General features: G+C 39.1%; 18 protein-coding genes. 13 read left to right on the plus strand and 5 right to left on the minus strand.

Going from position 1 to position 21,737, the window contains the following annotated elements; translation table 11 throughout:
- Window positions 1-230: 230 nt before the first annotated feature.
- Both MH215_RS16975 and MH215_RS16980 read right to left on the minus strand, forming a co-directional pair.
- Window positions 231-1,088, minus strand: coding sequence for a response regulator transcription factor (locus MH215_RS16975; protein WP_239291652.1), 858 nt, complete (start codon window positions 1,086-1,088; stop codon window positions 231-233).
- Window positions 1,063-2,823, minus strand: a complete 1,761-nt coding sequence (locus tag MH215_RS16980) for a sensor histidine kinase (protein WP_239291653.1) — start codon at window positions 2,821-2,823, stop codon at window positions 1,063-1,065. Before MH215_RS16980 ends, MH215_RS16975 begins: the two co-directional genes overlap by 26 nt.
- A gap of 269 nt (window positions 2,824-3,092) precedes the next feature.
- Between MH215_RS16980 and MH215_RS29255 the strand changes: the two genes are divergently transcribed.
- The 5 genes from MH215_RS29255 to MH215_RS17005 all read left to right on the plus strand — a co-directional run bounded on the left by MH215_RS29255 (window position 3,093) and on the right by MH215_RS17005 (window position 8,136).
- A complete protein-coding gene (locus MH215_RS29255; RefSeq protein ID WP_239291654.1) occupies window positions 3,093-4,058 on the plus strand; it encodes an ABC transporter permease in 966 nt (321 codons plus the stop codon).
- Window positions 4,059-4,074: 16 nt separating this feature from the next.
- Window positions 4,075-4,962 carry a carbohydrate ABC transporter permease gene (locus tag MH215_RS16990; protein ID WP_343224589.1) on the plus strand — a complete coding sequence of 296 codons (888 nt, stop codon included), beginning with the start codon at window positions 4,075-4,077 and terminating at the stop codon, window positions 4,960-4,962.
- A gap of 72 nt (window positions 4,963-5,034) precedes the next feature.
- Window positions 5,035-6,630, plus strand: a complete 1,596-nt coding sequence (locus MH215_RS16995) for an extracellular solute-binding protein (RefSeq protein ID WP_239291655.1) — start codon at window positions 5,035-5,037, stop codon at window positions 6,628-6,630.
- 279 nt (window positions 6,631-6,909) lie between these two features.
- Window positions 6,910-7,281, plus strand: a complete 372-nt coding sequence (locus tag MH215_RS17000) for a winged helix-turn-helix transcriptional regulator (protein ID WP_239291656.1) — start codon at window positions 6,910-6,912, stop codon at window positions 7,279-7,281.
- A 138-nt stretch (window positions 7,282-7,419) separates the two neighbouring features.
- Window positions 7,420-8,136, plus strand: coding sequence for a 3-ketoacyl-ACP reductase (locus MH215_RS17005; protein ID WP_239291657.1), 717 nt, complete (start codon window positions 7,420-7,422; stop codon window positions 8,134-8,136).
- 143 nt (window positions 8,137-8,279) lie between these two features.
- Here MH215_RS17005 and MH215_RS17010 read toward each other — a convergent pair whose 3' ends face one another.
- The 3 genes from MH215_RS17010 to MH215_RS17020 form a co-directional block, all read right to left on the minus strand.
- Window positions 8,280-8,933, minus strand: coding sequence for a nitroreductase family protein (locus MH215_RS17010; protein ID WP_239291659.1), 654 nt, complete (start codon window positions 8,931-8,933; stop codon window positions 8,280-8,282).
- 88 nt (window positions 8,934-9,021) lie between these two features.
- A complete protein-coding gene (locus tag MH215_RS17015) occupies window positions 9,022-9,303 on the minus strand; it encodes an ArsR/SmtB family transcription factor (protein ID WP_239291661.1) in 282 nt (93 codons plus the stop codon).
- A gap of 190 nt (window positions 9,304-9,493) precedes the next feature.
- Entirely contained in the window at window positions 9,494-9,946 is a 453-nt protein-coding gene (locus MH215_RS17020) for an Rrf2 family transcriptional regulator (RefSeq protein ID WP_239291663.1), read from the minus strand.
- A gap of 191 nt (window positions 9,947-10,137) precedes the next feature.
- Between MH215_RS17020 and MH215_RS17025 the strand changes: the two genes are divergently transcribed.
- From MH215_RS17025 to MH215_RS17060, 8 genes are all read left to right on the plus strand, one after another.
- A complete protein-coding gene (locus MH215_RS17025) occupies window positions 10,138-10,773 on the plus strand; it encodes an NAD(P)H-dependent oxidoreductase (RefSeq protein ID WP_239291665.1) in 636 nt (211 codons plus the stop codon).
- Window positions 10,774-10,974: 201 nt separating this feature from the next.
- Window positions 10,975-13,911, plus strand: a complete 2,937-nt coding sequence (locus tag MH215_RS17030) for an insulinase family protein (RefSeq protein WP_239291666.1) — start codon at window positions 10,975-10,977, stop codon at window positions 13,909-13,911.
- Window positions 13,912-14,092: 181 nt separating this feature from the next.
- On the plus strand, window positions 14,093-15,019 hold the full coding sequence (locus MH215_RS17035; RefSeq protein ID WP_239291667.1) for a trigger factor: 927 nt from the start codon (window positions 14,093-14,095) through the stop codon (window positions 15,017-15,019).
- A 59-nt stretch (window positions 15,020-15,078) separates the two neighbouring features.
- Window positions 15,079-16,272 (plus strand): trans-sulfuration enzyme family protein, encoded by a 1,194-nt coding sequence (locus MH215_RS17040; RefSeq protein ID WP_239291668.1) that lies wholly within the window; start codon window positions 15,079-15,081, stop codon window positions 16,270-16,272.
- A gap of 212 nt (window positions 16,273-16,484) precedes the next feature.
- Window positions 16,485-16,799, plus strand: a complete 315-nt coding sequence (locus tag MH215_RS17045) for a thioredoxin family protein (RefSeq protein ID WP_239291669.1) — start codon at window positions 16,485-16,487, stop codon at window positions 16,797-16,799.
- 162 nt (window positions 16,800-16,961) lie between these two features.
- The gene (locus MH215_RS17050; protein ID WP_239291670.1) at window positions 16,962-18,737 is read left to right on the plus strand and encodes an ABC transporter ATP-binding protein; all 1,776 of its coding nucleotides are present in this window, start codon (window positions 16,962-16,964) and stop codon (window positions 18,735-18,737) included.
- A 29-nt stretch (window positions 18,738-18,766) separates the two neighbouring features.
- On the plus strand, window positions 18,767-20,497 hold the full coding sequence (locus tag MH215_RS17055) for an ABC transporter ATP-binding protein (protein WP_239291671.1): 1,731 nt from the start codon (window positions 18,767-18,769) through the stop codon (window positions 20,495-20,497).
- A gap of 48 nt (window positions 20,498-20,545) precedes the next feature.
- Window positions 20,546-21,289: a LytR/AlgR family response regulator transcription factor gene (locus MH215_RS17060; protein ID WP_239291672.1), complete on the plus strand. Its 744-nt coding sequence runs from the start codon at window positions 20,546-20,548 to the stop codon at window positions 21,287-21,289.
- Window positions 21,290-21,737: the final 448 nt, after the last annotated feature.

Consider the following 21,737-nt stretch of genomic DNA (forward strand, 5'->3'; position numbering starts at 1 on the left):
CGCAAAAGTTTGATCAACATGTAAACATAATGTAACAAGTAGATACAATGTCAATGGCCAAGGGACGTAGCCTTCTATTTGGGAGTTAATAAACGATCGATGGAGTTGAGAAATGTATTTAAGAGAGGTGTGTTAATCTTGATAAAGTGAGTTGATATGTAATTGGAAATGAAGAGAATTGTAGATTATGTTGAGGGAAAAGCCTACAAGGATTGGGATGCAATGCATCCTTATCTTTGTAGGCTTTGTTTGCGGTATTCTTTCGGTGCCAAACCTGTGTAATTCTTAAATGCTCTGGAGAAATGATATATATTATCATATCCTACCCGACTGGCTACCTCATTGACACGAAGGGTTGGATTTTCGAGAAGTCGTTTGGCTTCCTCCATTTTGATTCTCATCATATAGGCTGAGAACGTCCAGCCAGTTTCTTCTTTGAACCAAGAACTGAAGTAGGTATAGTTCATGGAAACGAGATTAGAAACCTCGGTTAGCGTGACGTTATCATAAGGACGTTCCGCGATATACTGTTTGACTATTCCGATTAACGATTTCGGATGTGAAACGGATGCTGCAGAATTGTGAGTTTTAGAACTATTGCTGAGTGTGTTAGAGTCGTTAGAGCTGTTAGAGAAGAGCTGCTCATGTGCAGAAGCACCCTTATCCGAATGTTCTGCCATCGTGTTTAAAGTCAATTCTTCAGTTTCATCCGCGATGCATTGATCGATTGCGCGGTTTAACTGCGTTTCGAGCTCTGACAACCGAACCGGTTTGAGGAGATAATCTACGACCCCATATTTAAATGCTTCACGAACATAGCCGTAATCGCCATAACCGCTAAGTACAATGAATTTGATCGATGGATATGTTGTTGAGCATTTACGAATTAAAGTTAAACCGTCCGTATCCGGCATTCGAATATCCGATATCATAATATTCGGATTGAACTCGTGACATGCTTTGAAAGCCTCAAGGCCATTCGAGGCAAGGTGTATATTAGATATTCTAGGGTTCGCAAGGCGAATAATTTTGGACTTAATCTCTTCACGAATTAACTCTTCATCATCCACGATGAGTAGGTTCAGCATTCCGGTCATCCTCCGTTTCATAGAAGTATGGAAGCCTTATGGTAATCCTTGTATAACGTTGTTCTACACTATCCAATCGTATAAAATAATCTTCCCCATAGAATAGCCGTAGCCGATGATTAATGTTTTTTAACCCGATTCCAGAGCCGTTAAAATCCAAGACTACTTGTTCTTGTTGATCTTCATGCCTGAAATACGAATTAAGCCTTTGCAACTTGTCAATAGGAATGCCTTTCCCGTTATCTGTAATACTAACGATCAGTTCTTGATCGTTATAGCGTTTTATTTCCAGTTTGACACAGAGTTGATCTTGTTGGTTCATACCGTGTGTAATGCAGTTCTCTACAACGGGCTGGAAGATAAAGCGAATCATTCGTTGTTGTATAAATTCGTGTTCACAACTCCATGTGAAATCCAGTCTTTCGCCATACCGTAGTTTTTGAATACCAATGTAACTTTGCACATGGTTAATCTCTTGACGTATGGAAGCATAGTGAGATTCGTCGTTCATATTGTAACGTAGCATTTGTCCGAATTCGGCAAAAGCCTCAGATACATCGTACATCCCTGCAATTTCCGCTTTTGCGCTGAACAAATTAATAGTGTTATATATAAAATGGGGATTAATTTGTGATTGTAAAGCTTTTAACTGTGCGTCCTTGTGTATCGTTTCCCGCTTAACCATATCTCCAACCAAGGTACTAATTCGGACAAGCAATGTATTGAACTTCTCGGCGATTACACCAATTTCATCATTTCGTTCGACTGGTACTAATTCGATAAAGCCAGTGCGAATGGACTGATCCATAGCACGGATACTAGCTTTAATCTTAATGAACGTTGTTTTTAAAACTTGATAGAACAGAAGTATAGATAATACGATGGCTGTAATGAAACCTAAAGTCGTTAGTAGCTGAAACGACATCCACGATTGTGAGAGTCGATCCATCATCCCGATATTCAAGTGTAGCCGATCGACCTGTTTGCTGATATACAGAATACCTCCTAATTCTATTTGTCCACTAGGAGTATGGTTTAACGCTTCCGTTGGGAGCGCTATGTTTTTACTACCATATTGAAGCAGCCCGTCTTCATCCGTTAAATAGATAACAGCATTTTCCTCAGGCATATTATTCAACGATGCAAACAAGTTTCCTTTAAGAGCGGAGACCGTTGTTACGCCTAGAAAATCCCCTTTTAAGTTGACTATTTTTTGCAAATACACATAAGTGTTTTCATTTGGATTCGGTATCCAAGCGGATCGTTCTTCCGAGTCAATGAAATCTGTATACCAAACTTCTCCGAGGACTACTGTATCGTGGTAGAAGCTGCCGAATCCTTCTGGAATACTGTGATTGGTCATGTATATTTTGATGTCATTAATTTCGACCTGGTTATACAGAAGGCTGTACGAGACGATGGGGCTGATGATCTGCAAGTAATGCTCCACGGCACCACTTTGATTATCAAATGGTTCGGACAAAAAGCTGTTTAAACGTGCATTATAAGTGATATTGTTACTAATGCTCTCTACGAGATTTAGCTTTCCTTCGATTGCACTTTTCTGAACCGACAAAGTCTGTTGCAAACTATTGGACAGTTGCTCACTTTGAAATGCTCTAGTTTGAATGTAAGAGTGAATGGATAGAAGGCAGAATGGAATCAAAATAAATATGACGTAAGCGATAGTGATTCGTCTTTTAATACTGTAATCAGTCCAGAATCGAGGTTGCATGGTGAAGACCCCTTATGTTTTTTCTCAGTTTACAACAAAAGAAAGCGCTTTAAAATACAGTTCTGAAATAATGGTATCGAATCTGAAATAATGGCATTTAAATGAGTGGGACTTTCATACTTACACACAAGAATGTGATGATCCCCTGAAAATGAGATAACAATTCTGAAATCATGATATTTTTTTAGCGCGGCTGCTTCATTATGATGAAACCATTACGAATGTAAGCGATAACAAATGATGGTTACAGAGAACAGGAGGCAGACCGAGTGAACAATACTGTACAAGTTCAACACCACAATAAGGCTCCCCACCGGAAACAGACTTCATCTCGCTGGTTTCGGTTAAAAGCGCAATTTGAGCTTCAAAGCATGGTTTGGCCCGCGCTGATTTTTCTTTTTATTTTCTCTTATATTCCGATGTATGGCATTCTGATTGCCTTTAAAGAATACAACATGTTTCTTGGCATAACGGAATCTCCTTGGGCAGGGTTAACGCATTTCAAAGAATTCTTCTTGGATCCCAATTTTATGTCCGTACTCCGCAATACGCTCGCGATCAACGGATTGAACCTGCTTATTGGATTTCCCGCACCCATTATCTTTGCTCTCATGCTCAATGAGATTACCCATTCCAGATTCAAGCGTTTCGTTCAAACAATTTCTTATCTACCGCATTTTGTGTCGTGGGTTGTATTTGGTGGACTAATCCTCACAATTTTATCTCCAACAAACGGCATACTTAATTTCCTATTAGTACAACTTGGCATTCTGTCCGAACCAGTTAACTTTATCGGGGAAGCGGATAACTTCTGGATGATTCTCGTTACTGGAGAAGTCATCAAAGGACTCGGCTGGGGTGCGATTATCTATATTGCTGCGATATCAGGGGTCGATCAGGATATGTATGAGGCTGCGACCATAGATGGGGCGGGAAGAGTTCAGAAGATGTGGTATGTGACCCTGCCAAGCATTATGGGAACAGTGGTGATCATGTTAATTTTTGCAATCAGCGCCATTTTGAATACAGGATTTGAACAGATCCTGGTTCTGCAAAATCCTCTGAACCTAGAGACGAGTGAAACAATTGATACTTATGTCTATAAAACGGGTCTACAGCAGATGAGGTATTCGTATTCTACAGCTGTTGGTGTTGCCAAATCCGTTGTAGCTGTCATGCTATTACTCTTGGCAAACTACGTGTCCAAAAAAATCACAGATAGAGGTTTATTCTAAAGGAGGAGGAGCTGTAGTGATCAAAAGTACAGGTGAAAAGTGGTTCTCCATATTTAACACACTTTTAATGATTTTCATTATGTTTCTTATGCTCGCTCCATTCTGGTTCTCACTTGTGGGTTCTTTTAATGAGGGACTTGACTATTTAAGAGGTGGGGTTTACTTCTGGCCAAGAGAATTTACGCTAAGCAATTATATCGCTGTATTCTCTGACCCTACGATTTACAACGCCTATTTAGTGACTATAGCAAGAACGTTACTGGGCACAGTACTTCACGTGCTGTTCACGGGTCTGGTTGCTTATGGCTTATCTCGACCTTCGCTTAAAGGAAAGTCCGTTTATCTGATCTATATCATGATTACGATGTTTTTCTCGGGAGGGTTAATTCCTACGTACTTGTTATATCGTAACCTCGGACTTCTAGATAACTTTCTCGTGTATATCATCCCGTCGATGTTCAGCGTATGGAATATGATGATCCTGCTGTCTTTCTTCCGGTCTATTCCTGAATCGTTAATTGAATCAGCCAAGATCGATGGTGCAGGTGAGTACCGAATTTTTGCGCAATTTATCATTCCATTATCGATGCCGGCACTTGCCGCAATTGCATTATTTACAGGCGTTGGACACTGGAATTCGTATTATGATACGTTGATGTTTACGACATCGGACTCCCTTCAAACCGTTCAGCTCTTCTTGATGCGAGTCGTTACGGATGCTGACTTTGCACAGGGAATGAGTGCGCAGGCTGCTAGTGTTGTTCCTGAACAAGCGAAGAAAACGAGTCCTGAAACACTCAAACTTGCTATGATGATTGCAACAACTGCTCCTATTCTAGTGATTTACCCGTTTTTGCAAAGGTTCTTTGTTAAAGGGGTCATGATTGGATCGATCAAAGGTTAATCTCCACAACATTATACAGAGTGGATTAACAATATAGGAATCTGAATCGCAAACAACAAGGGGAGGGTTCGAATGAAACGTATAAACAGGTCTACTGTCGTATTGCTGGTATTGGCGTTATTCACATCTCTATTAGCTGGATGTACAGGAAAGAGCGCCGACGAAACTGCTCAGGATGAGGGAAATAGTAATGCACCAACTAAAATTAAATGGTTTGTAGCAGCAGACTGGTATAAGAAACAGTGGGACGCGGACAATGTGCTGGTGGACAAAATGGTTACGGATGCGACAGGGATAACAGTTGAGTTTATCAGCGGAAACGAAGAAAAGTTGAGTGCGATGATTGCCTCAGGAGATATTCCGGATGTCATTACAGTATGGAACGTGGCACCTCAGCGCAAAATATTAGAAAATTCTGGTTTAGTGGTTCCGCTGGATGAGTTAATCGAGAAGTATACTCCGGACTTCAAGGTTCCTCAATCCATTCAAGATTGGTATCGTAATGAAAATGGACATTATTACGGATTGCCTAACTTTTTCTATGCAGAAGAAAACATGCAGGAAGGAGATACGCTAGCTACTCATATTGATATGGTAGCCCGCAAAGATATCATGGATCAGGTAAGTGTTAAGCCCGAAGATTTTGCAACCAAACAAGGTACAATCGAAGCTTTGAAAAAAGTGAAGGAATCGGGTATTCAATATAATGGCTTCAATATGATTCCCGCCTATTTTGATCACCATAATCTCATGCATTTCTTCGGCGCCGCCCCAGAAACGGAAGATGGTCAATGGCAGGATATGATCCGTACACCTGAATCCTTGGAAGCTTTTAAATTTCTTAATCAATTGTATCGGGAAGGATTGTTGCCACAGGATAGCCTTACTCTGAATGATGATCAGAAAATGGAGAAAATCGCGGCAGGAAGTGTTTTTGCCAAAACAAATGCTCTTCTGAAATGGGACTCTCTGTACCAAAATGACAATAAGGCATTGTATGTTCCGGTCTCACCCATTAAGGGGGATGCAGGGAAAGAGTTGTATGCTACACCGAGTCCTTTGTCTGGCTGGATGTTAAGTATGGTTGGCACAGAGAGTAAACATCAGGAGAAAATCATTCGTTTATTTGAGTATCTATCAACAGATGAAATGTCACTTAATGTGTTTTACGGACCTAAAGGGATTGCCTGGGATTATGACGATGAAGGTCGTGTGAAATTTACAGAACAGCGCATTAAAGACTTTGAAGCTGACCCTGAGGCTGCCAAACGCAAATATGGTAACGACACGTTCGGTTGGTTATTGAATTGGGTACCAATCAAGCGTACAACGCCGGCCCCTAGCAACGAATTCGAAAAAATCACGCAAGAGCACGATGCATTTTTTGAACAATTTGCTTACAATGATCTTGCTTTTGAAGCAACGACAGTTCAAGGCGGAACAACCGAAGCCGGGATCGAGGCGAAAATTAAAGATTATCGTGCGAAGATGACAGCCAAGTTAGTTTTGGCTAAAAGTGAAGAAGAAGTCGAAAGACTATTTCATGAAATGCCAGCTCAAGAGGATCAATTAGGATACCAGCAATTATATGAGTACAAGAACAAGGCGTTTTTAGACGCAAAAGCGAGTCTTGGCCAAGATTTTGCATGGCCACCATACCAAAAGTAAGATCGAAGGCTTGAAAAGCAGAGACACATCTAGCTTTTCAAGCCTCATTTTAAACTAATAAAGACTACATTCAATTCTTGAGGATAATGCTAAGTTGAAATAACAGAAATCCTTATTATTTGTTGTTTGAATTCATCTTAAATAAGAAACAGCCTGACTTTATAAGGGAGTCGGGCTGTTTCTTATTTAAGATCTGTTTTGATATTGATGGTATAATACATAGGATTGACTAAAGATATAAGGTTTGAAATGATGAATATCATTAAGGATGATGGAGAAATGGCAGATAGTTTAAGACAAGAAATAAGAAACAGATTAATAGAAAAAGACTATCATTGTGCAAAGGAGTATACCTTATCTATACTCAGTGGCAAATGGAAAGTTGTTATTTTATGGCATTTAGGCGTTGAAGGCCCGCACCGTTTCAGTGATTTACAGAAGTTGTTTCCAAAAATCTCGCATAAAATGTTGACAAGTCAGCTCCGTGAACTTATTGAAGATGGGATTGTTCATAGGGAGGTCTACCCTGATGTTCCGCCAAAAGTAGAGTATTCGATGACAACGGTCGGGATGAGTATATTACCGATTGTCGAGATGATGTATACATGGGGAAGTAACCGGATCGAACAACTTAAACAGGAAACGGAGTGATCTTAGGAGGTTACCAATTGGTAACCTCCGTACCAAAAAGTGCATTCTATTCAATACGAATTTAAGCATGTAATATGAACTTTATAGTTATAATGTTTTCAGGTTACTTATGAAACATAAAAGGAGAGAGAAACTAAAATGCAATCCATCACAGGTAAAGTAGCATTAATTACAGGAGCAGGCCGAGGTATCGGTAGAACAATCGCAATCTCGCTTGCACAAGAGGGTGTACATGTAGGTCTAGTTGGCCGGAGTCTTGAAAATTTACGAAATGTAGCGGAAGAGCTTAAGTCGTACAATGTGAACGTTGCAGTAGCCTCAGCAGATGTGTCTGACATGGATGCAATCACCACAGCAGTGGATTCAATTCGAAGCGAATTAGGAGACATCGACATCCTTGTTAACAATGCAGGAATTGGTAAATTCGGAGGATTCATGGAATTGACACCCGAAGAATGGACCAATATTATCGACGTTAATGTCAAAGGGGTATATTATACAACTCGCGCAGTATTGCCAGAGATGATGGAGCGTAATACAGGTGATATTATTAATGTTGCTTCAACGGCAGGGCTCCGAGGTGCGCCACTGACGAGTGCATATACGGCATCCAAAGCAGCAGTTATTGGACTTAGTGAATCCTTAATGCTTGAGGTGCGTAAGAAAAATATTCGAGTAACTACACTAACACCAAGTACGGTAGCTACAGACTTGGCAATTGAATCCAAGCTAACAGACGGTAATCCCGAGAAGGTTATGCAACCTGAAGATTTGGGTGAACTAATTGTGGCTCAATTGAAGCTTAGTCAACGGATTTTATTGAAGGAAGCTGTACTTTGGTCAACCAATCCGTAATTTTATTTCCTAAAAGGGTGCCCCACAAGCCATATCAAGGCGGGGTACCCTCTTTCATTTGAAGTCATTTATGGGCTGATTAAAACAATAAAGACAATCCCATTTCAAGATTGAATACAGCTTGTCTTTATTGTTTCCCTTATTTACTCAGGCTTTGTATTGAAAAAGGTAATATCGTCTATAGGCAGTCTTATGGATGGATGTCCTGGTTGTTCTGCCTTACCAAGTGTAATAACCATGATGGGAATATATCGATCACTTATATCGAACGCTTGGATAAGCCCCACAGGATCATAGCCAAGAGGGCCTGTATCATAATTGTGGGCTCGTGCTGCCAACATGAACTGTTGGGAGACCAAACCTCCATCAACGAGTATGATTCTGCTTATATCTTCTTTGGTAAGAGCGTTATATCTATTCAGCGTTTTTTCAATAAAAGCTTTGCTCACTTCCTCTGGCATCAATCCCTGTTTCGTTGCCTCTCCGTAAATTTCACCAGCACGTTTGTAGCCTTCTGTATCACCAAGCACCACTATAACGGCCGATGCTTCCATCACTTGTTTTTGATGAAATGTGACTGGGAGCAGCTTGGTTCTTAATTCTTCCGTATCAATAATGAAAAAGCGCCAAGGTTGCAGATTTGTGGATGAAGGAGCGAGATTAGCTTCCTCCAGTAACTGTTTAATTTCGTCATGGGAAATATGAACGGAAGGATCGTAATGACGAATGGCTCGACGGGTCTGAATGACTTCAGAGAATGAAGGGGAGTTGGACTGAGTAAGATTTGCTGTTGACATGCTGTTGGCCTCCTTAGGATATGGTTTCATAAAGTAGAGAATTTTACGTTTCTATATTTCTAGAATAATAGAAATGGTATGCAAAAAATTATGCACCTAAAAATGGCACATATTTTTCAGCTTTTTCTTTGTTTAAGGTGTAGTGTATGAAAGAGCCCGTTTTGGTAGACTCAATTAAACCACAATCGGTTAACTGCTTCAGATGATGAGACAATGTAGAACCAGCCACATTCTGAAGTCTTTGACCAATTGCTGTAACACACAAATTACTTTCCTTCGTTAGAATCAAGGTAATATTCATACGGGTAGGATCACCTAAAGCTTTATATATTTTAACTGCCTGTTTAATGGCTTCTGAATGATCTTCCATATGATTTCCCTCCGTTTCTTAACGCAATTCATTTTCATGTTTATCGAAATCAACAATAGCACAGTATATTTTAAAAGTAAAGTGTTCAAAAAGAATTTGAATACAGAATTGATCTTCATAAGTTTATAGTAACTATAATTGAACTGAAAAAGCCTGCCGTTAACATACACGGTCAGGCTTTATTTAGTTATTACATTTTCGAGATAGCAACGGGCTGATCTTGCTGATTAGATATATCATTGATAATGTCTGCAATCGTAACATTCTGCAGCGTTTTTTCCAACGCTCTTTGGGCTGTGCCAAAGATGGGTTCAAGCGTATCTTCTATATATTTCCCAACGTTGCAGTCTGGATCCGGATTTTTGTGCATATTAAAAAGCTCTCTGTCTTTCTCAGTATTTACAGCTTCGCAGATGTCGAATAAAGTAATCTCAGAAATGCTGCGAGTAAGAGAGGCACCTGCGATCCCAGGACGAACATGGATCAAATCTGCCTTTTTGAGCATACCCATAATTTTCCTGATCACAGCCGGGTTCGTATTTACGCTTTTAGCTATATTTTCTGAAGAGGTAGAACTCCCTGTATTGATTTCGAGAAACGCCAAAATATGAATTCCAACCGAAAAACGCGTATTTATAGACATAACTTCATCTCCATTTTGTTTAATGACTAACACGATCTGTAGTCAAATCTATGCCCAAATATTATATCACTTGTGATGAGGAAAATATATTGTTGACAAAACGCATCTCTTGTAATTATGATGATTACATGTAATCGATGTGATTACAGGATTATTCTATTAAATCAAATACAGAAGAGGATGAATATTTAATGAGTACATTACTTTATATCACCGCACACCCGCTTACAGAAGAACAATCTTATGGCTTGGCTACAGGCAAAGCTTTTGTAGAAACGTACCAAGAAGTTAATCCTAATGATGAAGTTATACATATTAATTTGTATCAGGATAATATCCCTATGATTGATGCTGATGTATTCAGCGGTTGGGGTAAGCTTGGCGCAGGCACTTCATTTGATCAATTGACTGAACAAGAACAAAGTAAAGTCGCACGTTTGGGTGAAATCTCTGATCAGTTCGCTGCAGCAGATAAATATGTATTTGTTACGCCATTCTGGAATTTATCGTATCCACCGATGATGAAGGCGTATTTCGATGCTGTATCCGTAGCAGGGAAGGCATTCAAATATATTGAAGGTCGTCCTGTCGGATTACTTACAGACAAAAAAGCGTTGCACATCCAAGCTCGTGGAGGAGTGTTCTCTGAGGCTCCTGCGTCGGAATTCGAAATGGGCCATCGACACATGCAGGTGATGATGAAATTCTTTGGAGTTCCAAGCTTTGAACATATTGTCCTTGAAGGTCTGGCAAAGTCACATCTGAATGCAAATGAGATTAAAGAAAATGCAATTCAACGCGCCAAAGATCTTGCTCATACATTCTAATTAATCACCTAAAAAGATCGTTTCCAGGTATTGAATCCAGGAAACGATCTCTTTTTATTTTGTCTTGGAACTGAAGTTAGCAAAGTCAAATGAACACCATACTATCCTGAATAGACATGAATTGTTCCTGAATAAACCAACGATATTGTTTTACATTTACCCCAATGCTAGAATGATAAAAATTTCATCAGGGGGTAAAACATGTCGAAATTAAACCTTACTCAAGTGTATTCTGGCTTCACTGTCAACAAGGAAACTTTCGTTAAAGAGCTTAATGCCAATGTATATACATTAGAACATACCAAGACTGGAGCTAGACTATTATATGTAGATAGTACGGATGATAATAAAGTGTTTAGCATCTCTTTCCGTACGCCACCAAGTGACAGCACAGGTGTATTTCATATTTTGGAGCATTCAGTTCTCTGTGGATCAGAGAAATTTAATGTGAAAGAGCCGTTTGTTGAATTGTTAAAGGGTTCGATGAACACGTTCTTAAACGCGCTGACCTTTGCGGACAAAACGATGTATCCCGTAGCCAGTCGGAATGAGAAAGATTTCATGAATCTCATGGACGTATATATGGATGCCGTATTCAATCCAAATATTCGGGAGCACGATGAGATCTTTAAACAAGAAGGTTGGCATTACGAATTAAGTGAAACCTCGGATGAGCTCATCTACAAAGGTGTCGTATTTAATGAAATGAAGGGCGTATTTTCCTCTCCTGATACCATCCTCGCCAATACTATTAATGAATCCATATTCCCGGATAACCCTTATCGTCATGTTTCAGGGGGAGATCCTGAGAAGATTACCGATCTAACATATGACGCTTTTATGGAAGCTTATTATACGTATTATCACCCAAGCAACAGCTACATCTTTTTGTACGGGAATCTGAATGTAGAAGAAACGTTAGCTTTTCTGGATCAGGATTACTTATCTAAATATGACAAAAAGCAGATGGATTCCAGCATACCTCTACAGCAACCGGTTCAGGAGCATACTGTTGTTAAAGAATATGAAGTTTTGGAAACAGATACGGTAGAAAATAAAGTGCATATGGCGTTAAATTTTGTAATTGGTGAACATTCTGATAGAGAACGTGCGGTGGCCTCTCAGATCTTACAGGAAATCCTGCTAACTAGCCCAGCCGCACCATTGAAAAAGGCACTCCTTGCGAGAGGGATTGGGCAGCATGTGTCAGGGATGTTTAATAGTGCTTTGCGTCAGCCCGTTTTCTCAATCATCGTTAGAAATGCTCACGAAGGACAGGAAGAAGAATTCAAGCTTGCAGTTATCGAAGAACTCACACGAATTGTAGAAGAAGGAATTGATAAGAAGCTCATTGAAGGTGCGATCAGCGGGAGTGAGTTTCAGTTAAGAGAAGCAGACTTTGGTATGCCAAAAGGGCTTGTTTATAACTTATTTGTTATGGATAACTGGCTATATGATGGAACACCCGAAGATTGTCTAGCATATGAGAAATTATTTGAACAGATGAAATTAGCACTGACTACAAACTATTTCGAACAACTCATTGAAGAGATCATTCTGAATAGTAAGCACAATAGTTTTGCAGTGGTGAAGCCATCCAGGACATTAGGAGAACAGAAGCGTCAGGCTGAACTTAACAAACTTAAGACATATCAGAATTCACTTCGTACAGAAGAGCTTGATCAACTGCAAAAGGAAACAGAAAAGCTTATCCAAAGACAGTCTACACGAGATACGAAGGAAGATCTTGAACAGATTCCAATGCTCACGTTGAGTGACCTTAACCAGAGTCCAGAGAGAATCCCTTGCACGGAAGTAAAAGTTAATGGCATAGATACACTGTGGCATGAGATGAACACCAGTAAGATTGCGCACTACAATCTCTATTTTGATATCAAAAATGTGGTGAGAGAACTGGGTGAGTCTTACATTCCTTACGTTTCCTTGTTAAGCAAGCTCCTGGGTAAGGTAGATACCCGAAATTATAACTATAACGAGTTATCTAATGAAATCAGTATCAAGTTTGGAGGACTGGATTTCTCTAATAAAACGTTTGAAAATTCAAATGAAGAGAATCTGAATGTGAGATTAAGAGCTAGAGCTAAAGTGCTTGAGCCTCATCTCGAAGTTTCTTTCCATTATTTGAACGAAATCATAAACCACTCGCTGTTCACAGATGAGAAGAGAATTTTGGAATTGCTACAAGAAATCAAGCTGAATCTTGAGATGAGTCTGAATCAAAACGGTCATTCCTTTGCGTTAATGCGGGTGCATTCCCAATTATCTCACGCTGCCAAATATGAAGAAAATCTAGATGGAATCAACTTCTATCGTTTTATTTGTAGTATCTTGAAGGACTTTGATCGGAATCAAGAATCTATTCTTGAAGCACTTGAGAAAACGAGACAGCATGTCTTTACCAAAACGAATCTTGTCTTAAGCTTCACTGGAGATCAGGCGTTATTTAACGTATTCAGCGAGTTCTTGCCTCGGTTAGAATTAAATGATTTAACGAAGAATCACAAGGTTCAACCTACAGAAATCAGTGATACAACTGAAGAAAATGAAGCTTATGTTATTTCTAGCGGTGTTTCTTACGTCACGAAAGGTTACCAATATCAAACATTAGGTTATGAATACTCGGGTAAGCTCAAGGTTCTGAAGAGAATTCTTGACCTGAATTACCTGTGGAATGCTGTAAGGGTAAAAGGTGGGGCATATGGAGTAGGCATGATGATTAGTCGATGGGGAATCTGTTCATTTTACTCCTATAGAGACCCGAATGTAGCAGCTACCTTCAATGTTTACGATCATGCTTACGAACATTTGGCTGATTTCAATGAAGACCAACAAACGATGACAAAGTATATCATTGGCACCATTGCAGGGCAAGATAGACCTTTATCCGATCGCGAAAAAGGTGAGCAAAGTGATGCATACTACTTTAGTAACATATCATTTGCTGATCTGGAGAAAGAAAGACGAGAGATCCTATCAACTACGGCTGAGGATATACAGGGATATGCCAAACTGCTTGAAGAAATCGTAGCGCAAGGCCGTTCTTGTGTAATTGGTAACAAAGATAAAATTAATGAAAATAAAGAAGTGTTCGATGTCGTTACAGATCTAATATCCTAACGCTTTCGGATAAATACGTCAGTAATAAGAGATACATTCTGTGTGTCTAGCGGCTAACAATTCTTAACCAAGTAAAAGATCTAGAATATACAGGTGTGCAAGTATCTTGTATATTTTAGATTCTTTTATATGTGAAACTTTATGGTAGCTAAACCATGATAATAATAAAGGAGTGACTAGATTGTTAAAATCAAAATTATTAAATAGATATGATTTTAGTACATTTATCATACCTGAGGAGCTTTCCATTCAACATGAAAAAATTGAATCCCAGGTTGAAGATGCGATCTCATTTGTGGCAAAGAAACATGTAGTTTTGATTGAGTCATCTGATCCAATTGTTTCAGGTGACATTGTTACAGTGGATATCGAAAGTGACAACACTGATCTTAATAAAAGTAATGTACAGGTTTCCGTAGGCATTGGTTTTAACAAACGTATTGAAGAGCATGTTGTTGGAATGAAAATAGGGGAAGTTAAGCGCATTAGCATAGATGGAGAGGCAGCGAACCTAAAAGTAGTAAATGCTCAAAGAAAAATTGTGCCCGAGGTAACAGATGAATTCATTGAAGGCCTAAATATAGAGCATGTTCATACGATCAAGGAGTACAAAGCTCATTTATACCATGATTTCTCTGAGCAATTGAAAAAGCAGAATGTATTTAAAATTGCACAAGCTTGGATTAAAGCAGGTATAGACGGATCAGAATTCGACATGAGTGAGGAAGATATAGCCCATAAACTTCAAAACGTACGAGAACATGCAGCCCGGGAGAACTCGAGTTATGAGGACTATGTTGTGAAATATGCCTCGGTGGAGCTTGAAAATCCATCGTTAGAGGAAAGTGAAGCTTATGTTCGGAAATCGCTAACAAGAGGTATACAAGAAATGCTACTGGGTCAATCTTTTGATGCTAAGGGTGGCAATGAATTCAATCTAGAAACGTATGAAAAAGATATAAAAGAAATGGCGAATAAAGCCGATCAACCCGTAGAGGAATTGAAGAAAAGCTATTCGTTTGAAGATTACCTTCAACAACAGTACAAAATGTACTATTACAATTATGTTCTGAATCTGTCTAAAAAAAGAATTGAACTTCATGACTAATGAGTATAGACCGTTAATCAATCTTTCTGGATTCTTAATGAATGGGGGTGGCAGTGATTGTGGCGAAACAATATGATAACAATTGGCGTATAGACACAGCTATTATTCATACCGCTCAGGAACCTTGTGAAAAATCGGGTGCAGTTGTATCGGCTGTCGTCCCGGCAGTTGCATATGCATTTCCAACAGTCGAAGCTGCTTCTTCTTGTGTTAATGGAGAACAAGCAGGAACCTATTACGGCCGGTACGGGAACCCCACGGTGAAGATATTAGAAGAGAAAATAGCTCACCTGGAGAGAGCAGAATCAGCACTGGGAGTAAGTAGTGGTATGGCAGCCATCTCAAGTGCACTTCTAACCTATTTAAAACAAGGAGACCATGTACTATGCACACGAGATATTTATGGAGGGACGTATAAGTTCCTTCATCATCTCGCGCCACGCTATGGAATCCAAACGGAGTTTGTTGATTGTACAGACCTGAACGCTGTAGAACGTGCCATACGTTCGAATACCAAAGTTCTTTATCTCGAAACACCCTCTAATCCTTGTTTGACCGTTTTAGATATCAGAGGTCTGTCCAATCTAGCACATAAGTACGAGATAACGGTTATTGTTGATAATACCTTTATGACCCCTTATTTACAAAGGCCACTTGAATTAGGAGCTGACGTTGTTGTCTATAGTGCGACAAAGTATCTGAACGGGCATGGGGACGTCATAGCTGGATTCATCGCAGGCAAAACAAAAGAGATTAACTGGATGCGAAAGAACATGGTAGGTGACTTAGGACAACATCTGAGTGCGTGGGATGCATTCTTGATATTGCGTGGGTTAAAAACGCTTGGTTTAAGAATGAAACAGCACTGCCATAGTACCGCAAAGATTGCTGAATTTCTTGCAGACCATCCGTTAATTCAAAAGGTACACTATCCGGGTCTACACTCACATCCTCAGCATCAGTTAGCCAAACAGCAAATGATAGATATGGGCGGGATTGTCTCTTTCGAAGTAAAGGGTGGATTTGACGAGGCCAAACGCTTAATAAACGCATTACAACTTGCTATGATTTCATTTAGTTTAGGTGATCCAGAAACACTCGTACAGCATCCTGCTTCTATGACACATTCTTCAATTGCTGAAGAAGATCGGAACACGTTTAACATAACGGATGGTCTTATCCGCTTATCCACAGGATTAGAAGATGTGGAAGATATTATCGATGACTTGAAGCAGGCGCTTGATCAACTGTAATGGGCAAAATGCAGAGATATGAATAATTATAAATAAATTAATGACTGATTGTGTAAGGTTTTTGTACCGTTTCCGTTCCCAATTATCCCGAATTTGGTTGTGATAAACACGATAATAGCCGTAATGCACATAATGGATTGAAAAACGGAAGAAAAGTATTAAAATAAAATAAATTGATAAGAGATTGTAAAAGTTTGAGGGAGGAAAGAGACATGGCGATTACTGAAATTAAAGAGAATGAATTTGAGAATGCAACCAAAGAAGGCTTTGTCATTGTTGATTTTTATGGATCTAATTGTGCTCCTTGTAAAACGTTAGAAAGAACATTGGAAGAGCTTGATTTTGAAGCTCCATTTATCAATATTGTGAAGCTTAAGATCGATGAGACGGAGAATATTATTGAGCAACAGGGTATTACTAGCGTACCTACTGTATTCTTCATGAAGGATGGAGAAGTATTAGAGAAAAAACTTGGTTTTATACCGTTAAATGAAATGAAAGAAATCGTAGGCAAATACATGTATTAATACAAGCCACTCATAGCCTGATTTGATGTTGAAGTCATCACACGAACATTCATACAACGAGATCAGTCTATGAGTTTTTTTAAAATTAACCCGAGTATTACCATTTGAATAATAAGTTACATTTGATGTTAGTTAAACGTAGTTCTAGAAGGAGGTCAACTTATGACGGAGAGCCCCACCTCTGTTCAGGCACCCAATCCCCTTGGGTCAGTTCAACCCGATGAAAGTGGTAAACGTGGTATTTGGAAGCCATTTTTCAAATTATTAATTCAAGCGAAGCTTCCTTATTTCTGGATTATCCTATCTACCGTTGTAGGTCTCGCATCCGCGCAACTTAGTCTCTTATTCCCCCAATATGCTCAAAAGATCACTGCAGGTGATATAAGTAGACCCATCATCGTGGGGAGTATCTTGGTCGTTCTAGGACAAGCTATATTTACAGCTGTACGACAATTTCTGGCGAATGTAGCCTCAGCCAAAGTAACCTTGAGTTTTCGTAAATTAATCTTGAAAGCTTTAATTGTGCTACCCATCCCGTATTTTGATAAAAGCAATGCGAAAGACATGATCAGCCGTACGACTGATGATACAACAAAATTGAGCGACCTATTAGCTTACGGGATCGGCAATATACTGTCTTCTGTTTACGGAATCGTAGGCGCATTCCTCATCCTATTTAGCTATGATTGGCGATTAGCTGCGGCAGAAGTAGGCATTTTATTAGTATCCATCGGAATCGGGATTTTAAATGGACGTATTAACTTTAAGTACAATGTTAAAATTCAAGCAAAGCTTGCCAAATTAACTGGATTCATATCTGAGATTTTAGTGAATATTCCACTTGTTAAGTCCTTTGTGAATGAGAAAAAGGAAGAAAAAAGAGGGAAAGGCTATATTAAAGAATTATTTAAAGTGAATTTTATATTTCATATGTTCGGGCATCTTTTTGGATTGTTTAATAACCTCGTGAGGGTTCTGCAAACCATCATCATTATCCTTTTAGGGATCTATTTAATCTCACGAGAGATCATCACCATTGATATTTGGATTGCATTTTATCTTTACGCAGAAGGTCTTTTAACGTCGGTATCTATTCTTATGGGGAACTGGGTTCTTGTGAAAAGAGGCCAAGGAGCAGTAAGACGTATTACAGAAATTACGCTGGAGCCTATGGAGGAATATAATCGAGCGTTATCCTTCGAACCGAAAGATGAGGATATTTCGTTTAAAAATGTTTCTTTCCGATATGCAGAAAAAGAAATTATTAAAAATATGAACTTTACCATCCCACATGGTAAGATTACCGCGATTGTAGGGCCAAGTGGTGCTGGTAAGTCAACCATCTTCAATTTGTTAATGCGATTCTATGAACCTAACTCTGGTGAGATCCAGTTTGGTGGAGGTGCCATTAACAATTACAAACTGCAGGAGTGGAGAAAAGCTTTTGGTCATGTAGCACAAGATACACAGTTATTTTCTGGAACGATTCGCGACAACATTATGTATGGCGTGGACAGAACAGTAAGTATGCAGGAAATTGAAAAAGCAGCTTCAGCAGCCTGTGCGCTAGATTTTATTCAATCCTCTGAGCAAGGCTTTGATACTCTGGTTGGAGAAAATGGCTCTAAGCTATCTGGAGGTCAGAGACGAAGAATTGCCATAGCAAGGGTTATTTTAAAAAATCCTCCTTTTTTACTCTTTGATGAAGTAACTTCAAGCCTGGATGCCGAATCCGAATTTATCGTCGATCAATCTCTAAAGGAGCTAGCGGTTGGACGAACAACGGTAATCATTGCACATCGTTTAGCCACGGTTAAAGACGCAGACCAGATCCTTGTCTTAGAAGATGGGGAGATTAATGGTATAGGCAGTCATGAAGAGTTGCTAGAAAACAATAAACTGTACAAAAAATTAGTCGAATTACAGTTTGATGCATAAAACTTACGTGAACGAAAGGAGGTAATAGTATGCAAATCAACGAAGTCGAAAAGCAAAAATGGGGTCCATTTTTCAAACTAATCATTAAATCCAAACTACCGTGGAAATGGTATATACTCAATCTTCTATTCAGTTTTGCTTTAACAACAGTATCTGTTAAATTACCTCAATTAGCTGGAAACATTATGGGCGGGGAAATATTTGATCGGCAAATCGTTACAACCTATATTGGAGTATCCCTACTTTTAACCATTATCAATGTTCCCACAAGCATATTTGCATCATGGATTGAACTCACAACAGATCGCAAGATTCAAAATTTAGTATGGACTAAATTTATTAAAATGCCGGTTTCGTTTTTTAATAAGCTCAATCCAACCTCACTAACAAGCCGTGTCACAAGTGATACGTCTCAGATTAGTTATACGATTACTTTCTTATTTACACTTGTTAATATTGTATACGGGTTGTTTCTGATTCTTAAGACGATTTTTGACATGAGTTCTGCCATGGTTCTTGCATTGTCTGTCGTGATTCCTTGGGTAATCCTAATTGCTTTTACAATCGGTCGATTTTATTTCAAAGCACAACATAAAATGCAGGAACGATATGCTAACTTCACTAACTTTGTTACAGAGAGATTAACCAATATTCGCCAAGTTAAATCCTCTGGTACAGAAGAGTTAGAGTTGCAGCAAGGATACGAAGTAGCAATGGAACATTATAAAGCACAGATCTATAAAGCTAAAGTTAGCTTAATCTCTGAGCCTGCCATGTATTCCATTCAGTCGTATTGTCAGGCTATAATATTGATCTATGGTGGCGTCCTTGTAAATAGAGGGCAACTGGATATGGCAAGTCTTATTACGATGTTTATGTATTCACAATCGATCTCCTTGTATGCTACACAATTTGTGATGTTCTTCAGATTTTCCAAAGAGGCACAGGGTGCTACTGCTAAAGTAAGTGAGATTTTAGAAGTGGAGAATGAAGAGCTCGCAAGAAAAAAATCATTTGCCTTGCCTGACGAAGATATCCGCTTCGAAGGAGTCTCCTTTCGCTATGGTCAACAAGAGGTTCTCTCCAATCTGAATTTTAACATTCCTAAAGGAGAGGTGACGGCTATTATTGGGCCAAGTGGATCAGGAAAAACGACAATTCTGAATATGTTAGAGCGTTTCTATGAACCCAACTCTGGCCGGATTATGTTCGGTAACACCCCGGTTGATGATATTAATATGGACGAGTGGAGGAACGCAATGGGATACGTTGCGCAAAGCAGCCCGCTCCTTGCGGGATCGATCAGGGATAACATTGTTTATGGCCTACATCGTGAAGCCAAGGAAGAGGAAGTGATTAGAGCAGCGAAACTAGCGAATGCCCACGATTTTATAATGAAATTACCAGATGGTTATGATACGGATGTAGGTGAGTACGGATCAAAATTATCAGGTGGTGAACGTCAGAGAGTTGCGATTGCAAGAACCGTGATCAAAGATCCAGATTACTTACTCCTTGATGAAGCAACAAGTAATTTGGATGCCCATAATGAGGTCGAAGTGCAGAAAGCTTTGAATAATCTGATGAAGGGAAGAACAACGATTGTTGTAGCCCATAATATTCAAACGGTCAAAAACGCCGACAACATTATTGTTATAGCTGGTGGTCAGATTCAAGACATCGGTATACATGAGGAGCTATATCATAAAGAAAATTCTCTGTATCGTAAATATTTTGATTTGCAATTCGGTTATAATTAAAGCTAGAGCCCTTTTTCGATGAACAAGGCACGAATTGGAGATGATTTTATGAACCGACAATTAAATATCCTGATTGTGGATGATGAGCAGATAAGTCTGGATATTTTAAAATCATCTTTAGAGGTATTTAGTTTTGTTACTATTGTAGGAGAAGCTTCAAATGGTGCAGATGTTATCAAGTTTTTGCAAGGAAATAAGATCGACTTAGTTCTCTTAGACATTGAAATGGAAGACATTCATGGATTTAAGCTTGCTAGTCATATCCAAGTGGCATATCCGGATGTAATGATTATTTTTATAACCGGTCACGTTGACTTGGCGTTAAATGGATACGAATATCAGCCGATCGACTTTCTTGTGAAGCCAGTCAATCTATTACGCTTAGAACAGGCTTTGACCAGAGTTAGAGACCTGGCTTACAAGGATCAATCCAAAAAGGGAACCCAGATTGGCATTCATACCGAGGGTGGACTAGAGATTATTAATGTGAATGATATCTTGTATTTAGAAAAAATCGAACGTAAAGTCTTCATCTTCTGCAAGACAGGCGAGAAATTCAAATTAACGGATTCATTGCAGAAGCTGGAGGCAATCTTCAGTGATTATAATTTCTTTCGCACCCATCAATCTTTTCTAATTCCGATTGATAAAATAAAAAGCATACACGCCGACGAATTTAAACGTTCGTATACGGTTCAGTTAAAAGATGTAGACGAGATTATTCCTTTAAGTAGGGATAAACACCATGAGCTCAAGCAGGTATTAATCAAGAATGGAATTAAAATTTGGTAAACAATGATGCACCACGATGAAACGAATCGAAATTATGCAAGTGTTGGCGGTGAAATGACTTGAACATCACGTTTTCAACTATCTGGAGTATCTCTGCTTATCCTGTTGTCATATTCGTCTCACTTTTATTTGCATTATCTCTAATCGGCACCAATCCTAAGGAATGCCTCAAACCACTAACAATCAGCTCTGTAGCAATCAGCCTACTTGTGATCTGCTCAGAGCTATTTTTCCCCAAGGAATATTCTTTATGGACATTAGGACTTCTCGCAGTTCTCATTTATTTGTTCAAAAAGTGTTTTAAACTATCGTATTCATTCTCCTCTATTGTGGTTTTGCTTTCATCCATTGTATATCTAATTCATGTACTCTTGAGAGAAGTGATTTCAAGTTACTTTATGAAGTCTGGGGTAAGTGAATATAACGTATATACGAGCTTAATCGGTTT

Source organism: Paenibacillus sp. ACRSA (assembly GCF_022346845.1).
In the GTDB taxonomy this organism is placed as follows: Bacteria; Bacillota; Bacilli; order Paenibacillales; family Paenibacillaceae; genus Paenibacillus.